Source organism: Paraburkholderia sp. BL27I4N3, from assembly GCF_003386115.1.
Classification (GTDB): domain Bacteria; phylum Pseudomonadota; class Gammaproteobacteria; order Burkholderiales; family Burkholderiaceae; genus Paraburkholderia.
This window is the reverse complement of the sequence record NZ_QREJ01000002.1, coordinates 164,902-182,085: the sequence shown is the minus strand read 5'-3', so window position 1 is coordinate 182,085 and position 17,184 is coordinate 164,902. Positions and strand designations below refer to the sequence as shown.

Annotated in this window: 20 protein-coding genes and 1 pseudogene; 14 read left to right on the top strand and 7 right to left on the bottom strand. The window is 60.7% G+C overall.

The features are described from left to right. Nucleotides 1-63: 63 nt before the first annotated feature. The 3 genes and pseudogenes from B0G71_RS38090 to B0G71_RS38080 all read right to left on the bottom strand — a co-directional run. Nucleotides 64-243 (bottom strand): annotated as a pseudogene (locus tag B0G71_RS38090) (transposase zinc-binding domain-containing protein); the annotation flags it as partial. A 15-nt stretch (nt 244-258) separates the two neighbouring features. Next, the gene (locus B0G71_RS38085) at nt 259-1,137 is read right to left on the bottom strand and encodes a site-specific integrase (protein WP_116149519.1); all 879 of its coding nucleotides are present in this window, start codon (nt 1,135-1,137) and stop codon (nt 259-261) included. Nucleotides 1,138-1,349: 212 nt separating this feature from the next. Further along, nucleotides 1,350-2,174, bottom strand: coding sequence for a Sir2 family NAD-dependent protein deacetylase (locus tag B0G71_RS38080; protein ID WP_116149517.1), 825 nt, complete (start codon nt 2,172-2,174; stop codon nt 1,350-1,352). A gap of 775 nt (nt 2,175-2,949) precedes the next feature. On the opposite strand from B0G71_RS38080, the gene yfcF reads away from it, so the two are divergent. Both yfcF and B0G71_RS38070 read left to right on the top strand, forming a co-directional pair. Next, a complete protein-coding gene (gene yfcF / locus B0G71_RS38075) occupies nt 2,950-3,582 on the top strand; it encodes a glutathione transferase (RefSeq protein WP_116149516.1) in 633 nt (210 codons plus the stop codon). A 128-nt stretch (nt 3,583-3,710) separates the two neighbouring features. Next, nucleotides 3,711-3,932 carry a DUF6434 domain-containing protein gene (locus B0G71_RS38070; protein WP_116149514.1) on the top strand — a complete coding sequence of 74 codons (222 nt, stop codon included), beginning with the start codon at nt 3,711-3,713 and terminating at the stop codon, nt 3,930-3,932. A 123-nt stretch (nt 3,933-4,055) separates the two neighbouring features. Here the strand turns inward: B0G71_RS38070 and argC are convergent, their stop codons facing one another. Then, nucleotides 4,056-4,985 (bottom strand): N-acetyl-gamma-glutamyl-phosphate reductase, encoded by a 930-nt coding sequence (gene argC / locus B0G71_RS38065; protein WP_116149512.1) that lies wholly within the window; start codon nt 4,983-4,985, stop codon nt 4,056-4,058. A gap of 120 nt (nt 4,986-5,105) precedes the next feature. Between argC and B0G71_RS38060 the strand changes: the two genes are divergently transcribed. Beyond that, a complete protein-coding gene (locus tag B0G71_RS38060) occupies nt 5,106-5,990 on the top strand; it encodes a LysR family transcriptional regulator (RefSeq protein WP_116149510.1) in 885 nt (294 codons plus the stop codon). 282 nt (nt 5,991-6,272) lie between these two features. After that, the gene (locus B0G71_RS38055; protein WP_116149508.1) at nt 6,273-7,172 is read left to right on the top strand and encodes a DMT family transporter; all 900 of its coding nucleotides are present in this window, start codon (nt 6,273-6,275) and stop codon (nt 7,170-7,172) included. Between the two features lie 183 nt (nt 7,173-7,355). Here the strand turns inward: B0G71_RS38055 and ligD are convergent, their stop codons facing one another. After that, a complete protein-coding gene (gene ligD, locus B0G71_RS38050; protein WP_116149506.1) occupies nt 7,356-9,326 on the bottom strand; it encodes a DNA ligase D in 1,971 nt (656 codons plus the stop codon). 112 nt (nt 9,327-9,438) lie between these two features. Continuing rightward, nucleotides 9,439-9,624: a hypothetical protein gene (locus tag B0G71_RS38045; RefSeq protein WP_116149504.1), complete on the bottom strand. Its 186-nt coding sequence runs from the start codon at nt 9,622-9,624 to the stop codon at nt 9,439-9,441. 281 nt (nt 9,625-9,905) lie between these two features. On the opposite strand from B0G71_RS38045, the gene B0G71_RS38040 reads away from it, so the two are divergent. The 3 genes from B0G71_RS38040 (at nt 9,906) to B0G71_RS38030 (ending at nt 11,084) form a co-directional block, all read left to right on the top strand. Beyond that, nucleotides 9,906-10,250: a hypothetical protein gene (locus tag B0G71_RS38040; RefSeq protein WP_116149502.1), complete on the top strand. Its 345-nt coding sequence runs from the start codon at nt 9,906-9,908 to the stop codon at nt 10,248-10,250. Between the two features lie 86 nt (nt 10,251-10,336). Beyond that, a complete protein-coding gene (locus B0G71_RS38035; protein ID WP_114158394.1) occupies nt 10,337-10,531 on the top strand; it encodes a YqaE/Pmp3 family membrane protein in 195 nt (64 codons plus the stop codon). A gap of 70 nt (nt 10,532-10,601) precedes the next feature. Beyond that, the gene (locus B0G71_RS38030) at nt 10,602-11,084 is read left to right on the top strand and encodes an HNH endonuclease (protein WP_116149500.1); all 483 of its coding nucleotides are present in this window, start codon (nt 10,602-10,604) and stop codon (nt 11,082-11,084) included. A 90-nt stretch (nt 11,085-11,174) separates the two neighbouring features. On the opposite strand, the gene B0G71_RS38025 is transcribed toward B0G71_RS38030, so the two are convergent. Further along, a complete protein-coding gene (locus B0G71_RS38025; RefSeq protein WP_116149498.1) occupies nt 11,175-11,624 on the bottom strand; it encodes an SET domain-containing protein in 450 nt (149 codons plus the stop codon). Nucleotides 11,625-11,740: 116 nt separating this feature from the next. On the opposite strand from B0G71_RS38025, the gene B0G71_RS38020 reads away from it, so the two are divergent. The 7 genes from B0G71_RS38020 (at nt 11,741) to B0G71_RS41650 (ending at nt 17,042) form a co-directional block, all read left to right on the top strand. Then, on the top strand, nt 11,741-12,025 hold the full coding sequence (locus tag B0G71_RS38020) for an H-NS family nucleoid-associated regulatory protein (RefSeq protein WP_116149496.1): 285 nt from the start codon (nt 11,741-11,743) through the stop codon (nt 12,023-12,025). Continuing rightward, nucleotides 12,022-12,615, top strand: a complete 594-nt coding sequence (locus B0G71_RS38015) for a nucleoside 2-deoxyribosyltransferase (RefSeq protein ID WP_116149494.1) — start codon at nt 12,022-12,024, stop codon at nt 12,613-12,615. The genes B0G71_RS38020 and B0G71_RS38015 overlap by 4 nt, the downstream gene beginning before the upstream one ends. Before the next feature lie 37 nt (nt 12,616-12,652). Next, nucleotides 12,653-13,570, top strand: a complete 918-nt coding sequence (locus B0G71_RS38010; RefSeq protein ID WP_116149492.1) for a site-specific integrase — start codon at nt 12,653-12,655, stop codon at nt 13,568-13,570. A gap of 72 nt (nt 13,571-13,642) precedes the next feature. Beyond that, nucleotides 13,643-14,110 carry a hypothetical protein gene (locus B0G71_RS38005; RefSeq protein ID WP_116149490.1) on the top strand — a complete coding sequence of 156 codons (468 nt, stop codon included), beginning with the start codon at nt 13,643-13,645 and terminating at the stop codon, nt 14,108-14,110. A gap of 167 nt (nt 14,111-14,277) precedes the next feature. Continuing rightward, nucleotides 14,278-15,762, top strand: a complete 1,485-nt coding sequence (locus tag B0G71_RS38000; RefSeq protein WP_116149488.1) for a 3'-5' exonuclease — start codon at nt 14,278-14,280, stop codon at nt 15,760-15,762. A gap of 506 nt (nt 15,763-16,268) precedes the next feature. Further along, nucleotides 16,269-16,586 carry a hypothetical protein gene (locus B0G71_RS41125; protein WP_220377355.1) on the top strand — a complete coding sequence of 106 codons (318 nt, stop codon included), beginning with the start codon at nt 16,269-16,271 and terminating at the stop codon, nt 16,584-16,586. A gap of 303 nt (nt 16,587-16,889) precedes the next feature. After that, on the top strand, nt 16,890-17,042 hold the full coding sequence (locus B0G71_RS41650; RefSeq protein ID WP_181916956.1) for a hypothetical protein: 153 nt from the start codon (nt 16,890-16,892) through the stop codon (nt 17,040-17,042). The last annotated feature ends 142 nt before the right edge of the window (nt 17,043-17,184 follow it).

Genomic DNA, 17,184 nt, shown 5'->3' with positions numbered 1-17,184 from the left:
CGGAGTTCACTCCGTGCTCGCTCAGGGGGTGCCTTCTCCCCATAGGAAAACACTTCCCATAAGGCAGGAGTTGTAGGCAACCTCGATCTGTTCGCAACCGGAACACCGCAACACATGTCCACCCAGCGCCGCGCTGCGGCACTGTTCGATCGCCGACATGACCTTCAGCTGTCCCAGACTCAGCTGTACGGTCCGTCGCCACAAGGGCCCATGCGCGCGGAAGACGTCCGCGACTTCGGGCACGGCTGTGTGCCGTGTTCAGCCGTTGTTCTGAAGTTTCTCCAGCGGACTGATCACCTCGCGCAGCAGGTCGGTGGCGACCTGCGCATAGAGTGCTGTCGTCTCCAGCTTCTTGTGCCCCAGCAGGACCTGGATCACGCGGATGTCGACCTTCTGCTCCAGCAGGTGGGTCGCAAAGCTGTGACGTAGCGTATGCATCGAGACACGCTTGTCGATGTTGGCGGCCTCGGCGGCGGCATGGATGGCGCGATTGAGCTGCCGCGTGCTGAGCGGATCGACCGGATCGAGGCCCGGAAACAGCCAGCCGCGCTCCAGCATCCGGCCCTGCGCGTGCGCCACTCGCCACCAGACACGCAGGCGTTCAAGCAGCACCGGCGAGAGCATGGCGTAACGATCCTTGCGGCCCTTGCCCTGTTCAATGCGCAGGGTCATGCGCTGGCCGTCGACGTCGCCGACCTTTAACGCCACCACCTCACTGGCGCGCAAGCCGGCACCGTAGGCGACCGATAGTGCGGTCTGATGCTTCAGATTGCCGGTGGCGGCAATCAGGCGGCCCACTTCGTCCGGGCTGAGCACGACCGGCAGGACGCGAGGCACGCGCACGGGTTGCATGCGTGCCATCAGGTCGGGCTCGTGGAGCGTGATCTCGAAGAAGAACTTCAGTCCGGTGATCGCCGCGTTGAGCGACACGGGTGACACGCCGTGGTCGACCAGATGCAACTGGTAGCGCCGCAGGTCCTCGACGGTGGCGGTGTCAGGAGAGCGTCCGAGAAAGCGCGTGAACTCGCGTACGACACGCAGATAACCGGCCTGCGTCTTCGGTGCGAGCTGACGCATGCGCATGTCGTCGGTCATGCGCTGGCGCAGGGGACTGATGGGCTGAGGTCTGTGGGTCATGACTCTGCTCCCGTTGAACGACGAGGCGGATTGCCTCGCCCTTCAACATGAAAACAGAGTCGGCTTCCTCTCCAGAACCACTAGCATTGGACCGAAGCCCCATACCGCGCGAGCGGTTTAGTCCTACGACCCAACCCGGACGCTCAGGTCCTTTGCCGAGAACGACCGGAAACGCGCCAACTGCAGTCGTTTGGCGCCCAAATATCACCTTGTCAGAGTGCCCTCAGTGCCGCGTCCAGCATCGTCAAGCCTTCCACGGCCCCTCGTGCCAATCCCACGCCCCGGCTCAACGGGATGCCACAGTCTCGTGGGTTGATCCGGATGACGCGAGTGCCATTGCGCTCGCTGAACGCCCGAACAGTGGGGATCGTTTTCCCAGCACCGATCTCCACCACAACCGGTCTCTCGACCACAGACAACCATGCATGTAACCGGGCTTCCTGGTACTCCGTGCGCAGAGCAATCCAATCGTAGTCACCGAACATTACAATGTTCGGGCGCGCGAGCGCTCCACAGCGGGGGCAGCGCGGAAGTTCGCTGATAAGTTCGCACTTCATTTCATCGACGATCGGCTGCACGCCATCAGCGGTCCACAGCAGATCACAGCAAACCTCCGCGCATTGCAGAATATGAATCGAGCCGTGACACTCTGCTATGAAGTGTTCATCAAAGCCCGCTTTCTGAAACTGACCATCAACATTGCTGGTAAACACAGCCAGCCCGTGTGGCAACCTGGCAGCCCACTCGCGAAGTATCTGAAATCCCCGATGCGGAGTAGTTTGACGATAAAGGTTGAGTCGATGCCCGTAAAATCCCCAGCAAAGCGTGGGGTGAGTAAATAGTAATCGTGGGTTTGCCATGTCCTGAAAGGTGAGCAGATGATTCTTCAGCGCGGGATAGGCGCGCCAAAACCCGTCTGCGCCACGAAAATCAGGCAGGCCTGAATCGACACCCATGCCGGCACCTGCCGTAACAAGCAGGCCATCTGCTTCGCGTAACCATGTCGCGGCTAGCTTCAGTTTTTCGCGTTCTTCCATTCTATCAACCAATGGGTTCGAATCGTGGATAAGAGATTGAGTTAGACGGCCTCATCTCGTCAAGGACCCGCTGGCAGATCGCTGCGGCCGCTCAGATCGCTGGCGGTTACTCCGTCTGTGCCCAAAACGGACTCGGCAAGTCGCGTCTACGGGCCATCGAGGGCGAAGCAAAGCCACGTGCCGACGCCAGCATCCGGCTGCTCGCAACGACCGCCCAAGGCTTATTGAAGGGGTACAGCTTTCAGGCGATCCAGCGAACTGATGTACTGGACGACGTCCGCAACACCGCACAGTTCGCGCGACTCTGTCCGTCTAACTGAGTGTGCATGAGAAAGCACATCGTCTGAATCCTGACCCACGCGCAACTATTGCTGCCGGTCTAGTCGCTCGGCGCGTGGAGCGTCTGCTGGTGGCTTCAAGAGAGACACGGACAAGACTCGGCGGGTGACTGCAATTGGCCGAGAGCACCAGTTCGATGAAGGTTCTGTGGAGCCGCCGTTCAAATTTCCGACGGCAGCTTTCGGGGGGCTTCCGTAGATGAGTACAGTCGGCCATGAGCGGCCGTTCGAGGTGGCCGTCCAATTTCTATGCCGCTGTCTCAGATGCGCTTCGCGAACGACCGCTTTGCGGCAAGCAAATTGCGGGTGGCACTGCCTCGAGCCGGCCAAAAGCGGCCGGTCGACACCAGTTCCCAGATCGCCGACAATCACTCAAGCTGTTCATCTCGTTGGCTTGCACCGAGCCAAAAAAATTAACAATCACCCAGGATGGCGCCATGTCCGAGGCTCCGCTTCGCTTATATGCCGATGCACAGTTCGCAAGCCCATACGCGATGTCTGTGTTCGTCGCTCTTCAGGAGAAGCAACTGAAATTTGAGCTGTTCGCGGTTGATCTTGGAACCGGCGCTAACCACGAAGAGCGCTACGCTGTCGAATCGTTGACTCGGCGCGTACCTACATTGGCACACGGCGATTTCTCGCTATCCGAGTCAACGGCAATCACCGAGTACCTGGACGAGACATTCCCTGACGCGCCGATTTATCCCCGTGACCGAAATCTTCGTGCGAGAGCGCGCCAACTTCAGGCGTGGCTTAGGAGCGACCTGATGCCGATTCGTCAGGAGCGCTCTACGGAGGTAGTGTTTTATAAGAAGGAGGCTCCGGCGCTTTCAGCCGCAGCGGAGCTGGCAGTGCAAAAGCTGTACTTCGCAGTCGACCAGCTTCTCTCACAAGATGCATCGAATCTCTTTGGTGAGTGGTGTATTGCCGACACGGATCTCGCGGTCATGCTGAATCGCCTTGTCATGAATGGCGACAACGTTCCTGCGAAATTTGCGTCGTACGCGACGCGCCAATGGGAACGAGAGTCCGTGCAGCAGTGGGCCAAGCTAAGCAGACCGCCGCTCTGACCACCGATACAAGCGGCGTTGCTCGGCGCGGGACGGGAGTCGGCCAATTTCGGCCGCTCGACGCTTCGGCGTAGATCGCTAACAATATCTAGTCTGTTTCACAGCAACTTTGAAGACGGGGAGCCTCTATGAAATTTGACTGGCACCGAGACCCGATCAATCGGGCCACCAAAATTGACGAGACTTACAAGAACACGCAAAACGTGCGTCGATTTCTGACGAGCGAATGTGGGGAGACGTTCGGGTTCGATCGTTCCTTCATGGCCTGGATTAAAAGCGGAGTACCCAAGAACATGGGGGAGGTGGCAGACGAATGGATCAGGTTGCGCAAGGTGGGTGTCGAAACTTAACTGCCCTATGCTGAACGCATCAGGCAGTGCGCGGCCAGTTTGAGACATTCGACGACCGCGACGAGATTGCCAACAATCGTTCGCATATCGGCACGGCCGAACATCAGCGTAAGCCAGCTGCCGCTATGACTGCGCGAGCATGAGGTTCAGGTTCTGAACCGCTGCGCCGGCTGCGCCTTTGCCGAGATTATCAAAAACCGCGGATAGCAGAACGTGTCCGTGTTCCGCGTTAGGAAACACGCTTAAGCGCATATCGTCCGTACCGTTCAGTACCTGCGGATCCAGCTGCTTTAAATCGCGCGATTCGTGCAGCGGCAGAACATGTATGTGGGCCGCCTCGGCGTAGTGGCGTGCGAGGCACGCATGCAACGCGGCGCCGTCTGCGTGGCGCTCCAGCAGACGCACATTCAGGGATATCGTCAGCACAATGCCCTGGCGATACGCACCGTACGCAGGGACAAAGATCGGACGATGCGTGAGTCCGGCGTACTGCTGGATCTCCGGGGCGTGCTTGTGCGCGAGCTCCAGACCATATATCTGGTACGACGGTGCGTTGACCGCTCCCGGCCCCTCGTATTCTTCGACGCCCGCACGCCCGCGTCCGGAATAACCAGACACCGCGTAAATGGTGACCGGATGGTTGCCGGGAATGAGTCCGGTGTGCAGCAGAGGACGCAGCAGGCCAACTGCACCGGTCGGATAGCAACCTGGATTGGTGACCCGACGCGCGGTCGCAATGCGTTCAGCCTGTCCCGGCGTCATTTCCGGAAAGCCGTATGTCCAGTCCGGGTGTGTGCGATGGGCGGAACTTGCGTCGATGACTCTGACGGCGGGGTTGACAATGGCGCCCACTGCCTCGCGCGCGGCGCCATCGGGCAGACAGAGGATGGCAATGTCGCAGGCGTTGATGGCTTGCGCGCGACGCCTGGAATCTTTGCGCTCCGCCGCGGGAAGTGTGACCAATTTCAGATCGGTCCGGCTGCGAAGCCGTTCGTGAATTTGCAACCCGGTGGTGCCCTGGTCGCCGTCGATGAAAACAAGGGGAGAGCTCATGCGCGCGATACTCCGGTGACCGGTAAGCGGAACGAGCTCATATCTTCCGCGCACCGCTAGAATAGAGAAAGTTGAATTTCATAACTTCGATATTCAGTTTTTCTGAATCTGGACACCGACATGCGAGAGATCAGCCTGGACCGCTTGCGCACCCTGGTCGCTATTGCCGACCGTGGCTCATTCGCCGACGCGGCGCGTGCTTTACATCTGGCGCCACCAACGGTCAGCCTCCACATCGCTGAACTGGAAGAGCGCATCGGGGCTCCGCTCCTGTCGCGCAAACGGGGACACGTCCGACCGTCGGCAACAGGCGAGTTGTTGGTCGAGCGCGCGCGTCGACTGCTGGCCGACGCGGAGCAGGCGTTAGACGATGTTCACCGCCAGGTTCAAGGTCTTGTCGGACGCGCTCGGCTCGGAGCATCGACTGGCGCGATTGCGCATCTTTTGCCGCAAGCGCTTGAAGTGCTGCGCCAGCACCATCCCGCTATCGATATTCAGATCGCCGTGCTCACCTCGCATGAAACGCTAAGCCGATTGGTGGATGGGACATTGGATGTAGGGCTGGTCGCACTGCCTCAGCCTCCGGTGGCTGGGCTCGTGATAAAGCCTTGGCGCCGTGACCCTGTGATGGCCTTTGTGCCGGCGCATTGGCGGTGTCCGGCTCGCATCACGCCGGAATGGCTCGCCGCTCAACCGCTCATACTTAACGACGCGACCACGCATCTCTCGCGTCTGACTGCGGAATGGTTTGCGACCGGAGGGCACCATCCCGCAGCGCGCATTCAGCTCAATTACAACGATGCGATCAAGAGTCTGGTAGCGGCAGGTTATGGCGCGGCGCTGCTGCCTCATGAGGCCACTACGCCATTCGCCGACGCGCGGATTGTAATGCGTCCGCTGCGCCCCGCGTTGTGGCGTCGGCTCGGCATTGCGCATCGTGCGGGGCAGGTCGATCGTTCCACGCAACATGTACTCGATGCGTTGTGGGATCTGCGATTGGCATAAAAGTTTGCCATCTCCCGCCTCGGTTCGTTCTTGAGTGGGACGGCAGCCTGTTGCACGCCACGACGAACGAACGGCCGCTTCGTAGATATTTGACAGACCGCAACGGGTCGATGAAGGTCCGACGCCACTTCGATCTCACGTAAGCATGCTATGCAATCAGCATCGGACGGCGATCGGCCAAGTGCGGACATTGGACTAAGTCCGCGAGATCGTTGACAATCTAGCGGCTTTCCTTCCTGTTTCGTCGCCCGTCGAACCGCCTAACCTGTCCAACGAGGATACATGCGACTTAACGATGTCGTTGCAGACCGCACCGCCCAATATCAAAGCATTGCTTTTATACTCGCATCCACGTTCTGTTTTGCGGTCGTCGATGCACTTGGCAAAGCCGTGGCGCTCAGCTACCCCGCGAACGAAGTCACATTTTTTCGCATGTTATTTGGGATGGTCCCTGCTGTCGCAGTCAGTATGCGTGGACCCTCGATAACGACTCGAATTCGTAACCTTGACATTCGAGGGCAGACTATCCGCGCCCTGACCTTGCTCGGCGCCTCGACATTGTTTTTCGCAGGACTGCCTTATCTGCCGTTGAGCGAGGCCGTCGCAATTGTCTATTCGGAAGCGATTTTCGTCATTCTTCTCGCGCCATTCCTGCTCGGCGAGCGTTTGTTAGCCCGAAACGCCATTGCTGCTTGCATCGGCTTCGTTGGTGTTCTTTTGGTGGTGCGACCTCAAGGTAGCTTATCGAATCTTATCGGGCCCATCCTTCTGCTATCAAGCGCCCTATGCGGCGCGCTTTCCATGATTCAAATCCGAAAACTCAAAACCAGCGACGACTCCGGCATCACTGTTCTGTACTTCACAGCTTTCGGGACTGTGGTAACCGGCTTGTCTCTTGTTTTTGCCTGGCGCACTCCGACACTCAGAGATCTGGCAATCATGGCATTGCTGGCTGTTTTCGCGACAGTGGGCCAGCTCCTCTTTACAGTCGCGGTAAGGCGGGAGAGTGCAGCAGCGTTAGCACCGTACACCTATACCAGTATCATTTGGGCCACGTTATTCGGCTTCATCGTATGGGGCGAGACGCTGAGTTTCTTATCCATCGTTGGAATAGCATCAATTATTGGATGTTCCATCGCTGTGGCGATCCGCGAACAACCTCCTGAGGGACCAGAGGTTTAATGTCGAAGCGAGTTCGAGCGTAGAGACCGCTTAGGTCCCGGCCAAGTTCTGCCCCGACTGCCGAGCGGCCGTTATCGAGAAAGCTGAAGGTCCCTACTGGGTCGGTGTGAGCCCCTCGGCGGTCAGTGTTGCCCCATGCTCGGCGTCGGAGCACCTCGCCAGGGCCGTCGCGGCCCGGCGCGGTTAATCCATACCCACCGCCCGCCGCATTGTCGCGGTTACGCCCTGCCGGGTCTGCCAGTAGCCATGCCACGGGTCATCTCTCAGCGACCGTTGACGCTCAACGGCCTTGCGCATCGACCATTCATCGCCGCGCGTCACCTGCTTTAGTTCGTCCCACGAGAACGGCATCGATACGCCCATCCCTGAGCGGGCCCGCACTGAGAAGGCGGCAACCGTGCTCGCCCCGCGACTGTTGCGCAGGTAGTCGATAAAGATTTTGCCCACGCGGTTTTTCGGCCCGAGCACTGCCGAGAATCTTTGCGGCACGACCTTAGCCATGTGCTTTGCAACCGCGTGTGCGAAGGCCTTGGTCTCGCTCCATCCCTGCCGGCGCGTCAGAGGAACAACAACGTGAATGCCTTTACCGCCGCTCGTCTTCGGAAAGGAGCGCAGGCCGATCTCGTCAAGCACAACCTTCAGAAGCTCGGCAGCTTCCAGCATTGCGGTCCATGGCAGCGCCGGGTCCGGGTCAAGATCGAAGACGATGCGATCGGGGTGTTCGAGATCCGGCGCCACGGCGTTCCACGTGTGTAACTCAACGACGGACATCTGCGCGAGGCCCACCAGCGCCTGGGGCGTGTTAGCAACGAGCAGCGGCGGATGACGCGGATGCAGTTCGGTCGGCAGCTCTTCAATGCCGGGAATGCCCGATCGCTCGCTGTGTTTCTGGAAGAACAGTTCGCCCTGTATGCCGTCTGGCGCCCGCACCAGTGCAAGGGGACGGTTGTGTAGATACGGCAGCGCCCACTCCGCGATTGCCGCATAGTACTCGACCAGCTGCCGCTTGGTGTGCCCTGTCACCTCGTCCAGTACCCGTTGCGGGTTCGTTATGCGGACATTGCTGATTTTGAGGCCGCCCTTAGCCCCCGGCACTTCGCCCGTCGACCCTGTGTCCGCTTCTACGGGTTCATCGCACTCCACGGCTACCATCGGCTCTTCGCTGACCTCGGACGCCGGCTTGTCATCCCGCACGGCATGGAAGACCGGATGACGCACCTCGCCGCCCGGCGTCCACTCCAGAAAAGAGCATTCAACGACGATAGATGGGTCAAGCCAGACGGAGTTGCGCTCCTTGTCCGGCTTCGGCGGGTTGTAAAAAGCGGTGGCCTTGCGGCGCACCGACTCTACTCCGCTCAGAAAGGCGGACGCAGCGCGAGATGAGAAATACGGCCTGACGCTGCCTGCATAGCGTAAAGAGCCGTCCTTCTCGTACACACCGAGCAGCAGCGAATGTACGCCCGAGCGCGCGCCCTTCGCGCGCGTGAATCCGCCGACGACAAATTCCTGGCGAAGGTAGCACTTGATTTTCACCCAGGCTGCTGACCGCCCGGAACGGTACGGCGCGTCTCCGCGCTTGCCAATGATGCCTTCAAGTTTCATCTTGCACGCCGACGCGACGAGCGACACGGGGTCCTGCGGAAAATCCTGGGAGAATCGGATTGCGCCGGACGTGTGTTCCGCCATCAGATCTCTCAACAGCGCTCTGCGCGTTCGCAGCGGCTGCTCGCGAAGATCGGTTCCGTTGAGCCAAAGCAGGTCGAACACGAACATGACGATCTCTGCGGTGCTGCGCCGGTCGACGGCGTTCTGCAACGCGTTGAAGTCGGGCTGACCGCTTGAATCGAGCACGACGGCCTCGCCGTCGAGCCACGCGTCATCGACCTGCAGCCCATTGCAGGCATCCGCGAGACGCGGCATCCGCTCGGTCCAGTCATGACCGTTGCGGGTGAAGATCGTAGCGACGCCCCCGTCGATACGGGTCATCACGCGATAACCGTCGAACTTGATTTCGTAGGACCAGTCGCCTCCCTTCGGTGGCCGGTCCACCAGTGTCGCCAGTTGCGGCTGCATCAACGCTGGCGGGCCCGACCCGCCCCGCGCTCCCGGTGGAACGACGGCGGTTCTCGCCCGCCCCCGGCTCCAGCGTCCCATCTCACACACCGGCCTCGTGCGGCGGCGCATCCATCAGCCACTGCTTCATTTCCGGACGGCTGCTGAATACCGGGTCCGCCACCCAGCTTTCAAAGGCCGGTCGCCAGTCTTCTCAGACGTAATCGTCCATGTCGAACTCCTCATCGATGGTGCCTGTCCCCCGCTCACATAGGAACGCGAAGACCACCGAATAGCCGTTCCAATACGCGGCCATGCAGTCGCTCAAATCGGCAGTTGTGCCCCGTGGCAGATCGCGGAGCATCATTGCAAGCTGGCGTACGAAATCGTGACGAGTCATAAGGCTCCTCCCCTTCGCCCGTTCCCGGGCAGAAACTCACGCGTTGCGGTGCGACCATCGTGGCCACAGCAGTTTCCATGCCGGTGCCGCCTGGGCGCTCGACAGGATTCAGTTTTCTGATAGTGCGCCGATAACCAGTGAGCCGCATCCGCCCCCTGACACCAGATAATGGTCTAGTTGTGATCGAAGAGGCGAACTTGACAACCCATTCTCGCCAGTACGATGGAATGACACCCATCGGGAAATTTATGACGCGACGCGCCCCCAATCAATCTCGAAGCATGAGCACGCATCTGAAAATCGCAGCAGTCAAAGCCCTAACGGGTGCCTTTTTCGTGTCTGCCCTCAGTCTGCAAGGCGCAGCGGCCGCCTCTGCGGGAGAACGCGGCGCGCACATCGGCTGGCATGTCCGTCAGCCAGCAAGGTTCATAGTCTCAGGCGTATTGCGACAGGACGGAACGACGGACGTCATCAAGCCGATCCATGCCATCGTTGCCGCCGACGACGGAGAGGCTGCCGTTGCGATGTTCTCCGGGACTGCGCGGAAACAATATCCGGGCTACACGCTGATCGCAACGCTTGCTTCGCCGGTGCCCGCCGCAGGCACGTGCGAAAACAGCATTTAAGTCTCGACGCAACACATCAATGAGCGGCCGCCCAATGGCCAGCGAGTCGCTGGCAAGTTTTTTACCTTAACCACACAAGGATCAAAATGCGTTTGTTGCTCGCTCTCGTTTTCCCGTGGCTGCAGTTCTTCACTATCGGCCGCCCCTTTGCGGGAATCATCTGCCTGCTGCTGCAGATCACCCTGATAGGCTGGATTCCGGCAGCAATCTGGTCGGTCTATGCGCTGAGCCAGTACAAAACGGACCAGAAGATCGAACGCGCGCTGGGAAGTCGCGGATGATCGGTGCCATTCGCGGCCCCATGCGCCGGGTCGCGAGGTGATTGTCGATGGCCAGGCGCAGCCGCCTGGTATGGAAACGGAAGCAGGAATGTCTACGGTTTTGGTATTGGATCAGACCGGCGTGGCGGCGTCGAACTGCTCGCCTGAACGTGCAATGGCTCTAATCGGGAAGGGTGCGGCCGAACTGGTCCATATGACACCGATGACGATCAGGCTCACGCGGCCACTGGGAAACGGAGCTCCATCTTCTTCACGCAGACCGCGAGACGTCACTAATCCCAGTCAGAAGAAGCGGTCATCGCGTCTAAGGAGCTTACGTGCCCGGGACGGGAGTAACTGCTTTTACTGTGGTGCCGCGCTGGAAAATGAAGACGTCACTCTTGAACACCTGCTATCAGAGAAAGACGGAGGCTCGTCGCGGCTCGCCAATCTGGCGCTGGCCCACAAGAAATGCAACGAGCTCGCCGCGGATCTGCCGGTCGTCGAGAAGGTCCTGCTTCGTGAACGTCTGCGTGCCGCGAGAACCGCGGCGCCACCAGACCGCGCCGGGTAAGCCCGGATGGGCGGTGGCGGCGCTTGACGACCGAACCGTCTTGCCCGCGGAAGAAGAAATGTGAGCAATGGGTGGGATCCGCCCACGTCGCTAGGTCGAGCGTCTGTTAGAGGCTAGCATCGTCCCGCGACATCGATGGTGACCGCAGCGGCAGTCGTATTGCGCGCGCACGGCTGCCGACAGGCGGCCCTCTACCGAGAGTCCATAGGTGATGAAAAGCTCCTCGCCCGGTCCGATATCCGAGACCGCATGAATGTGCACCCTTCCATCGGACTCAACAGCTTCGCAATTGGCGACGCAGGAGTGGTTGAGCCAGCGCGCGCTGTTGCCGCCAAGTGAACCGTCGATGACCCGCCCATCGGATAGTCCGAAAAGGAAGGTGTGCCCCTCCTTGCCGAAACGTCGATGGCGGGTTATCGCCTGCTTCCAGCTCATAACGGTGCCGGCGTACTCAAGGATGAGTTCGCCCTCCCTGATGGGGCGTAGCACAAAGACGCCGCGACCGTGAACGCCGGAGCGGCGGACAGCAATTCTTTTCATCAGTACCTGTTGCAGTGAATGTCGAGCGTGCGCTCATTGGTGTGGCCCGGCTGCGGACTTGACGGCAGCTGGAGCCTGGTAGAATCGTCCATCATAACCAACGAAAATTCAACGAAATGGAACGTTATAAGGACCTGCTTGCGCAGAAGGAGCAGCTGGAGAAGCTGATCGCCGAAGCGCATAAGAAAGAGGCCGGTGCGGCGCTCGAACGGGTGCGCGAGGCCGTCGCGGAGTTCGGCTTCACGCCGGAAGACGTCTTTGGGAAGCGTAGCGGGAAGGCCCGTCGGGCGGCGGCACCGAAGTATCGCAATCCCGGCACCGGCGAGACCTGGAGCGGGCGCGGCCGCGCACCGCGCTGGCTCAAGGATCAGGACCTCGAACGCTTCCTCATCACCGAATGAGCGGCGCGCAGTACGGCCTTGCAAAGGCCCGAATCTATCTCGCGGGGTTCGACGTTTTCCGCGTCGATGCATTCGACTACGGTCGCGCGCTTCAGCGCATGTGCGCGGACGCCGGATTCGAGGGCCACTACCCGCTCGATGCACTGGCGCCGGAGGACCTGTCACCGCAGGAAAAAGCTGCGTGGATCTATCGCTCCAACCTCGCTGCGATCGGACGCGCGGATATCGTCATGGCCAACGTGGCAGACTTTCGCGGCGCGGGCGAACCCGACAGCGGGACCGCGTTCGAAATCGGGTTTGCGGCTGCGCTTGGGAAGCCCATCTGGGCTTATCGGGAGGATCTCGCCGCGTTGCGCGAGCGCGTGCCATGCAGCGCGACACAGCTCGGCAATATTTGCGAACGTGGCTATCTGGTTGAGGACTTCGGGCTTCCCCTTAACCTGATGCTCGCATGCGCGGCAAAGATCGTCCAGGGCGGTCCTGCCGAGTGCCTGCGTGCAATCTCCGCCGCCTATGACACCTATGAGGGTGGGAGAAGAGCCCCCTCCTCCTGCAGGCTGAGTGGCGGATCGGAGATTCGCCAGCCGTAGGGATGACGCCATTTCAGTATATAAGGTGCTGAATGCCATGAACGAATCGCATCTGTGGACAGCGGAGCCGCATACCGCCTACCTGCATTGGCAGACGACGGACGCGGCCGGCGCGGACCGCCGTCGGTTCTCCCAACGCTCGATCGTGCAGCACAGGGCGATGTTCGACCGGTTCCTGCGCCATCTGGTCACCCGCGGCGTGGCACTCGCGACCTTTGGGCCCGAGCACCTTGAGTCGTTCTTTGACGACGTCGAAAACCGCTGTGCGCCAGGGACAACCACCCGGCTGCGTTACGTCAAGCTGATCGACCGGCTGTGTCGCCATCTGGTCGACGTCGGCCTGCGTCACAGCAATCCGGCGGCAACCTTCGCGCTCTCGGCCGCGTGGCCCGAGGACGAGCCCGAACCGCTCTTTCTCGATACCGACGCAGACACCGCCCTGCAAGGCTATGTCCAACCCGACGCCGGCGACGATGGCCGCCTGTGCCGCAACCGCGCGGTCGTAGCGCTGCTGCTCGGCGCGGGCCTCACTGCAGCCGAACTGCGCGGCGCGCGATGGCGCGACATCGTCATCGAGGGGATAAGGCCGCAGGTGTCCGTTCCGAAGCGAGGCGCACGCCTTGAGAGAACTGTGGCCCTTCCCGCGTTCTCGACGCCCGCGCTTGCGGCATGGCAACGGCTTCATCCGTCGCCCGACGGCGCGCTTCTTTTCCCCGCGCCGCGCACAGACGACAAGCCGATCAACGATGTACTCCTCGGCGCGATAGTCCGCGACGCACTGGACGCAATCGGCTTTGCCGCGCCGGACATGAGCCCACGCGTGTTGCGCAATACCTTCGCGCGTCGTCAGCTGCTGTCTGGCCGCACCAACGAACAGACGAGCGCAATGCTGGGTCTGGCCAGTCATCGCACCGTTATCCGCATCCGCGACACCATCAGCGCCCAGACGACTTGACTTCGCTTCCCACTCCGTAGGCTGGTCTTGCCAGTTCATCCGTACCGGCACAACGTTTGTTCGGAGTGCTACATGCCATACAAGACATCATTCACGGACATGGCCTATCCCGATGAAATGGGCCGGCCATGCGCCCTTCAGTTCCGCATTGCGCTTACCGCTACAACTGAGCGTCTGGCGATTGTCCATCTGCTTGAAACGAAGGCCGAGTACCAGGGTCCGATGGAGTCATCCATCGTCCGGGACCAGATCCTGAATCGCATTCTGGATACTCACCTGCGCGGTGTTCCGTTGAACGCTATCCGGCTCGTCGTCGAGAGCGGCGAAGAATCGTCGTTGTTTCCAATCGATTTCGACGTTGGGGACTACATCAAACGCGGCAATCCCTATGAAGCGACACATGTCACCACTGGTCGCGGCCTGTTCCGGGAACGCGTCGCGATCCGGTCCGAGTCGGTTGTCGCCGGGCGCACCCGCGTACAGACCAGCCACGCCGAGCCTGTTGCCGTCCCGCGCGACATTGCCAACGCGCTGCGCTAGGCGTGTCACGACGTCGCCCAGCGCGCAAGCTGGAAAGGCGGTGCAGTTAAGCCGTCTTTTGCGAGCGCGTTCATGCGGCGACCTGCCAAAATGTTTGAGAGTTTCTGTATCCGATGACCTGCAACGCACATCACAGCCCTTCGTTGCCCACCACCATTCGAGAGCGCATGAAAACAATCAAGCCGACGAACGAGCAGCTCGACACACTCGAGACGGTCGCCTCCGGCGCGACGGTAAAAGTGAAAGCGTACGCCGGCGCCGGCAAAACCTCGACGCTCGGGATGATTGCGGAACGGTTCAGCACGAAGCGTGGCCAGTACCTCGCTTTCAACAAGGACATTGCGACCGAAGCCAAGCGGAAGTTTCCGCGCAACGTTATGTGCCAGACAGTCCACTCGGTCGCCTTCCGGGCCAGCGACAAGGCGCTGACCGCGCGGCTGAACCTCCCCAAGGAGCCGCCTCACCTCCTTGCCGCCCGGTACGGGCTCGGGCCCATCCGCGTACCGACGATTATCGGCAAGAATGTCGAGCTATCCGCCTTCCAGGTTGGCCGGCTCGTTGCCGACGGAGCCGCGCGCTTTTGCCGGTCCGCTCAGGACGAGCCCCAGGCGTGGCACATTCCGGTGGACGAGATGATCACGGAGCAGTCGGCCGACGAGTTGCGGACGATGCTGCTGCCGTTCGTGGAGCGCCACTGGAACGAGAGCATCGACCCACAGGGGAAGACCGCCATTACCCCGGACACGTATCTGAAGACATGGGAGCGGTCGCGGCCGCAGATCGGCGCCGATTTCATCCTGTTCGATGAGGCGCAGGACAGCGACGGCCTGATGCTGTCGGTCCTTCGTCGCCAGCAGCACGCTCAGGTCATTTATGTGGGCGATCCGTATCAGCAGATCTACGAGTGGCGCGGCGCGGTCAACGCGATGGAATACATCAACGCACGGGAGTGCGCGCTCACCGAGTCGTTTCGCTTCGGACCGCACTTTGCCGCGCTCGCTTCTCGCATTCTGAACCTGCTGGGCGAGCGGGTACCGCTTCGCGGCCAGGCCAGCGTCTCATCGACCTTCTTCGAGGAGCATGACCCAACACGGAGCTTCGACGCGATCCTCTGCCGGAAGAACGTGACCGTCATCGGGACCCTGGCAAACGGCCTGCAGTGCGGCCACAAGGTCGCCGTGCGGGCGAACATTGAGGAAATCCTCGCATTCGCCGACGGCGCAGACCGCCTGATGCGGGGCCAGCGGACCTTCAGCCCGGCGTCGCTCGCGTTATTTGAAACATGGCGCGACGTCCAGCAATACGCAGCTAGCCACGCGGGTCGTGACCTCCTGCCGGTCGTCCAGCTTATCGACCGTGAAGGCACCGCGTATCTGCGCGACCTCCTGTCCCGCGCCTCTCCGGAGGCGGAGGCCGACTATGTGGTCTCAACGATTCACCGGGCGAAGGGTCTTGAATGGAACCGCGTGAAGGTCTGCGGCGACTTCCGCTTCAAGACAGAAGATGACGGCCGCACCACGGTGACCGATGAGGAAAAACGCCTGCTGTACGTCGGCCTCACGCGAGCCCGGCATGAAATGGACGTCTCTGAACTGCGCAACGATCTGCTCAAAGTTTTTCACGACGCCGCTCCGATCGAGCCGGGGCGGTAACCGTTCGGTCTTAAGGACGACACCTTTTGGCCAGACGCGCGCCTGGATATACCCTAGAATCACCGCTCAATCCAGATCGTCAGAATGTGATGGCAGGTATACCGAAAGGACAATCGACCCGACGACCGGAACGCTCCGTCATCCATGAAGGTGTATTCGACGCGCGCGAGCCAATTACGCACGGAAGAGAGAGGGAGTACGGCGATAACCTCGCGAGGTATGCGACCAGGGGATTCCCCCGACTCGACCTTGGCACATCGCTGACGCCTCAGGAGCCGCCAGGACGATCGAGTGCGAGTGCTTGCGCACGAAGGTCTGCGACACGGCCTATCGCAGACGAAAAAAAGCCCGGGGTTCCAGAGGAACCCACGGGCTGATCAAGACACTATCGGCGCTCACGTGTTGAAAGTGAGGCGAAACTGATCGCCGACTATCGACACGCGATGGTGCGTTATCGGTACTACTGTCTTCACATCATGTTTGATAGAGAAAAAGCGAGCGCTTGCTTGGAAGCAGCGCTGACGGAACACGAGGACGTTTTCGTTCCACCAAATCGTGAGCCCGAAGCTTACTTTGATGAACTCGAGGCCGACATCCGCGCATGCGTTTGTGAACCGTTCCTGCTTTCAGCCAAGGTCGAAGAGCCGGCATTCCCGTGGGCGAATGCCGGCGAGCAGATTTCTGGATACTGCGTTGCGCGAAGAGATGGCTATTGGCTTGTCTATCAGATTACCGAACGACGTTTCCTCTGCTTTTGGGGAGCAGGCGAAAACCTTGCCGCACACGGCGTATACGGTTCTCCGCTGTACTGTTGGTCAGCCTGACGGGCGACCACAAACGGGAGATCGACCGCCTGGACAATTGGCCGAGAGCCGTATTAGGCTGCGCCAGTCGCGATCCGGCTCCGTGGGGCCATGAGCCGACGGTCGATTGCGTTACCGGTCGGCCATTCAGGCGTCGGCTCCGCCTCCGCGACCGGTCATTCGACTGTCGAAGACGAACGCACGTTCATCGGCCATTGCGTTCGTTAGGCCGATCTCGGGTCTACGACGGCAATGCGGCGGAATGCTTCCCGTGGCTCCGTCTAAGAGTTGGACGGCGGCTTCACGTACGCGAAGGCCGGGTCGATGCTGCTTGACCTGACGGACCGTACGGTCGAGCAGGCGGATCTTTTCGCCGACACGTCGCCCCGTCTGGATCGCCTGAGGGCGGCGTTGGACGCGGTGAACGACCGGTTCGGCCGGCACACCATCCGCGTGAGGAACGTCGATGGCCGGTAGGCTTACCACATGAGCCAGAACGCCAAGACGCCCAGCTACGCCACCGAGTGGGAAGGGTTGCCCACGGACCGGTGAGCCGACACCCTGCTGCTCCGAACTACGCCCTTTTCCTGATATAGTTGCCGCTGGCTGTCGCCGCCTG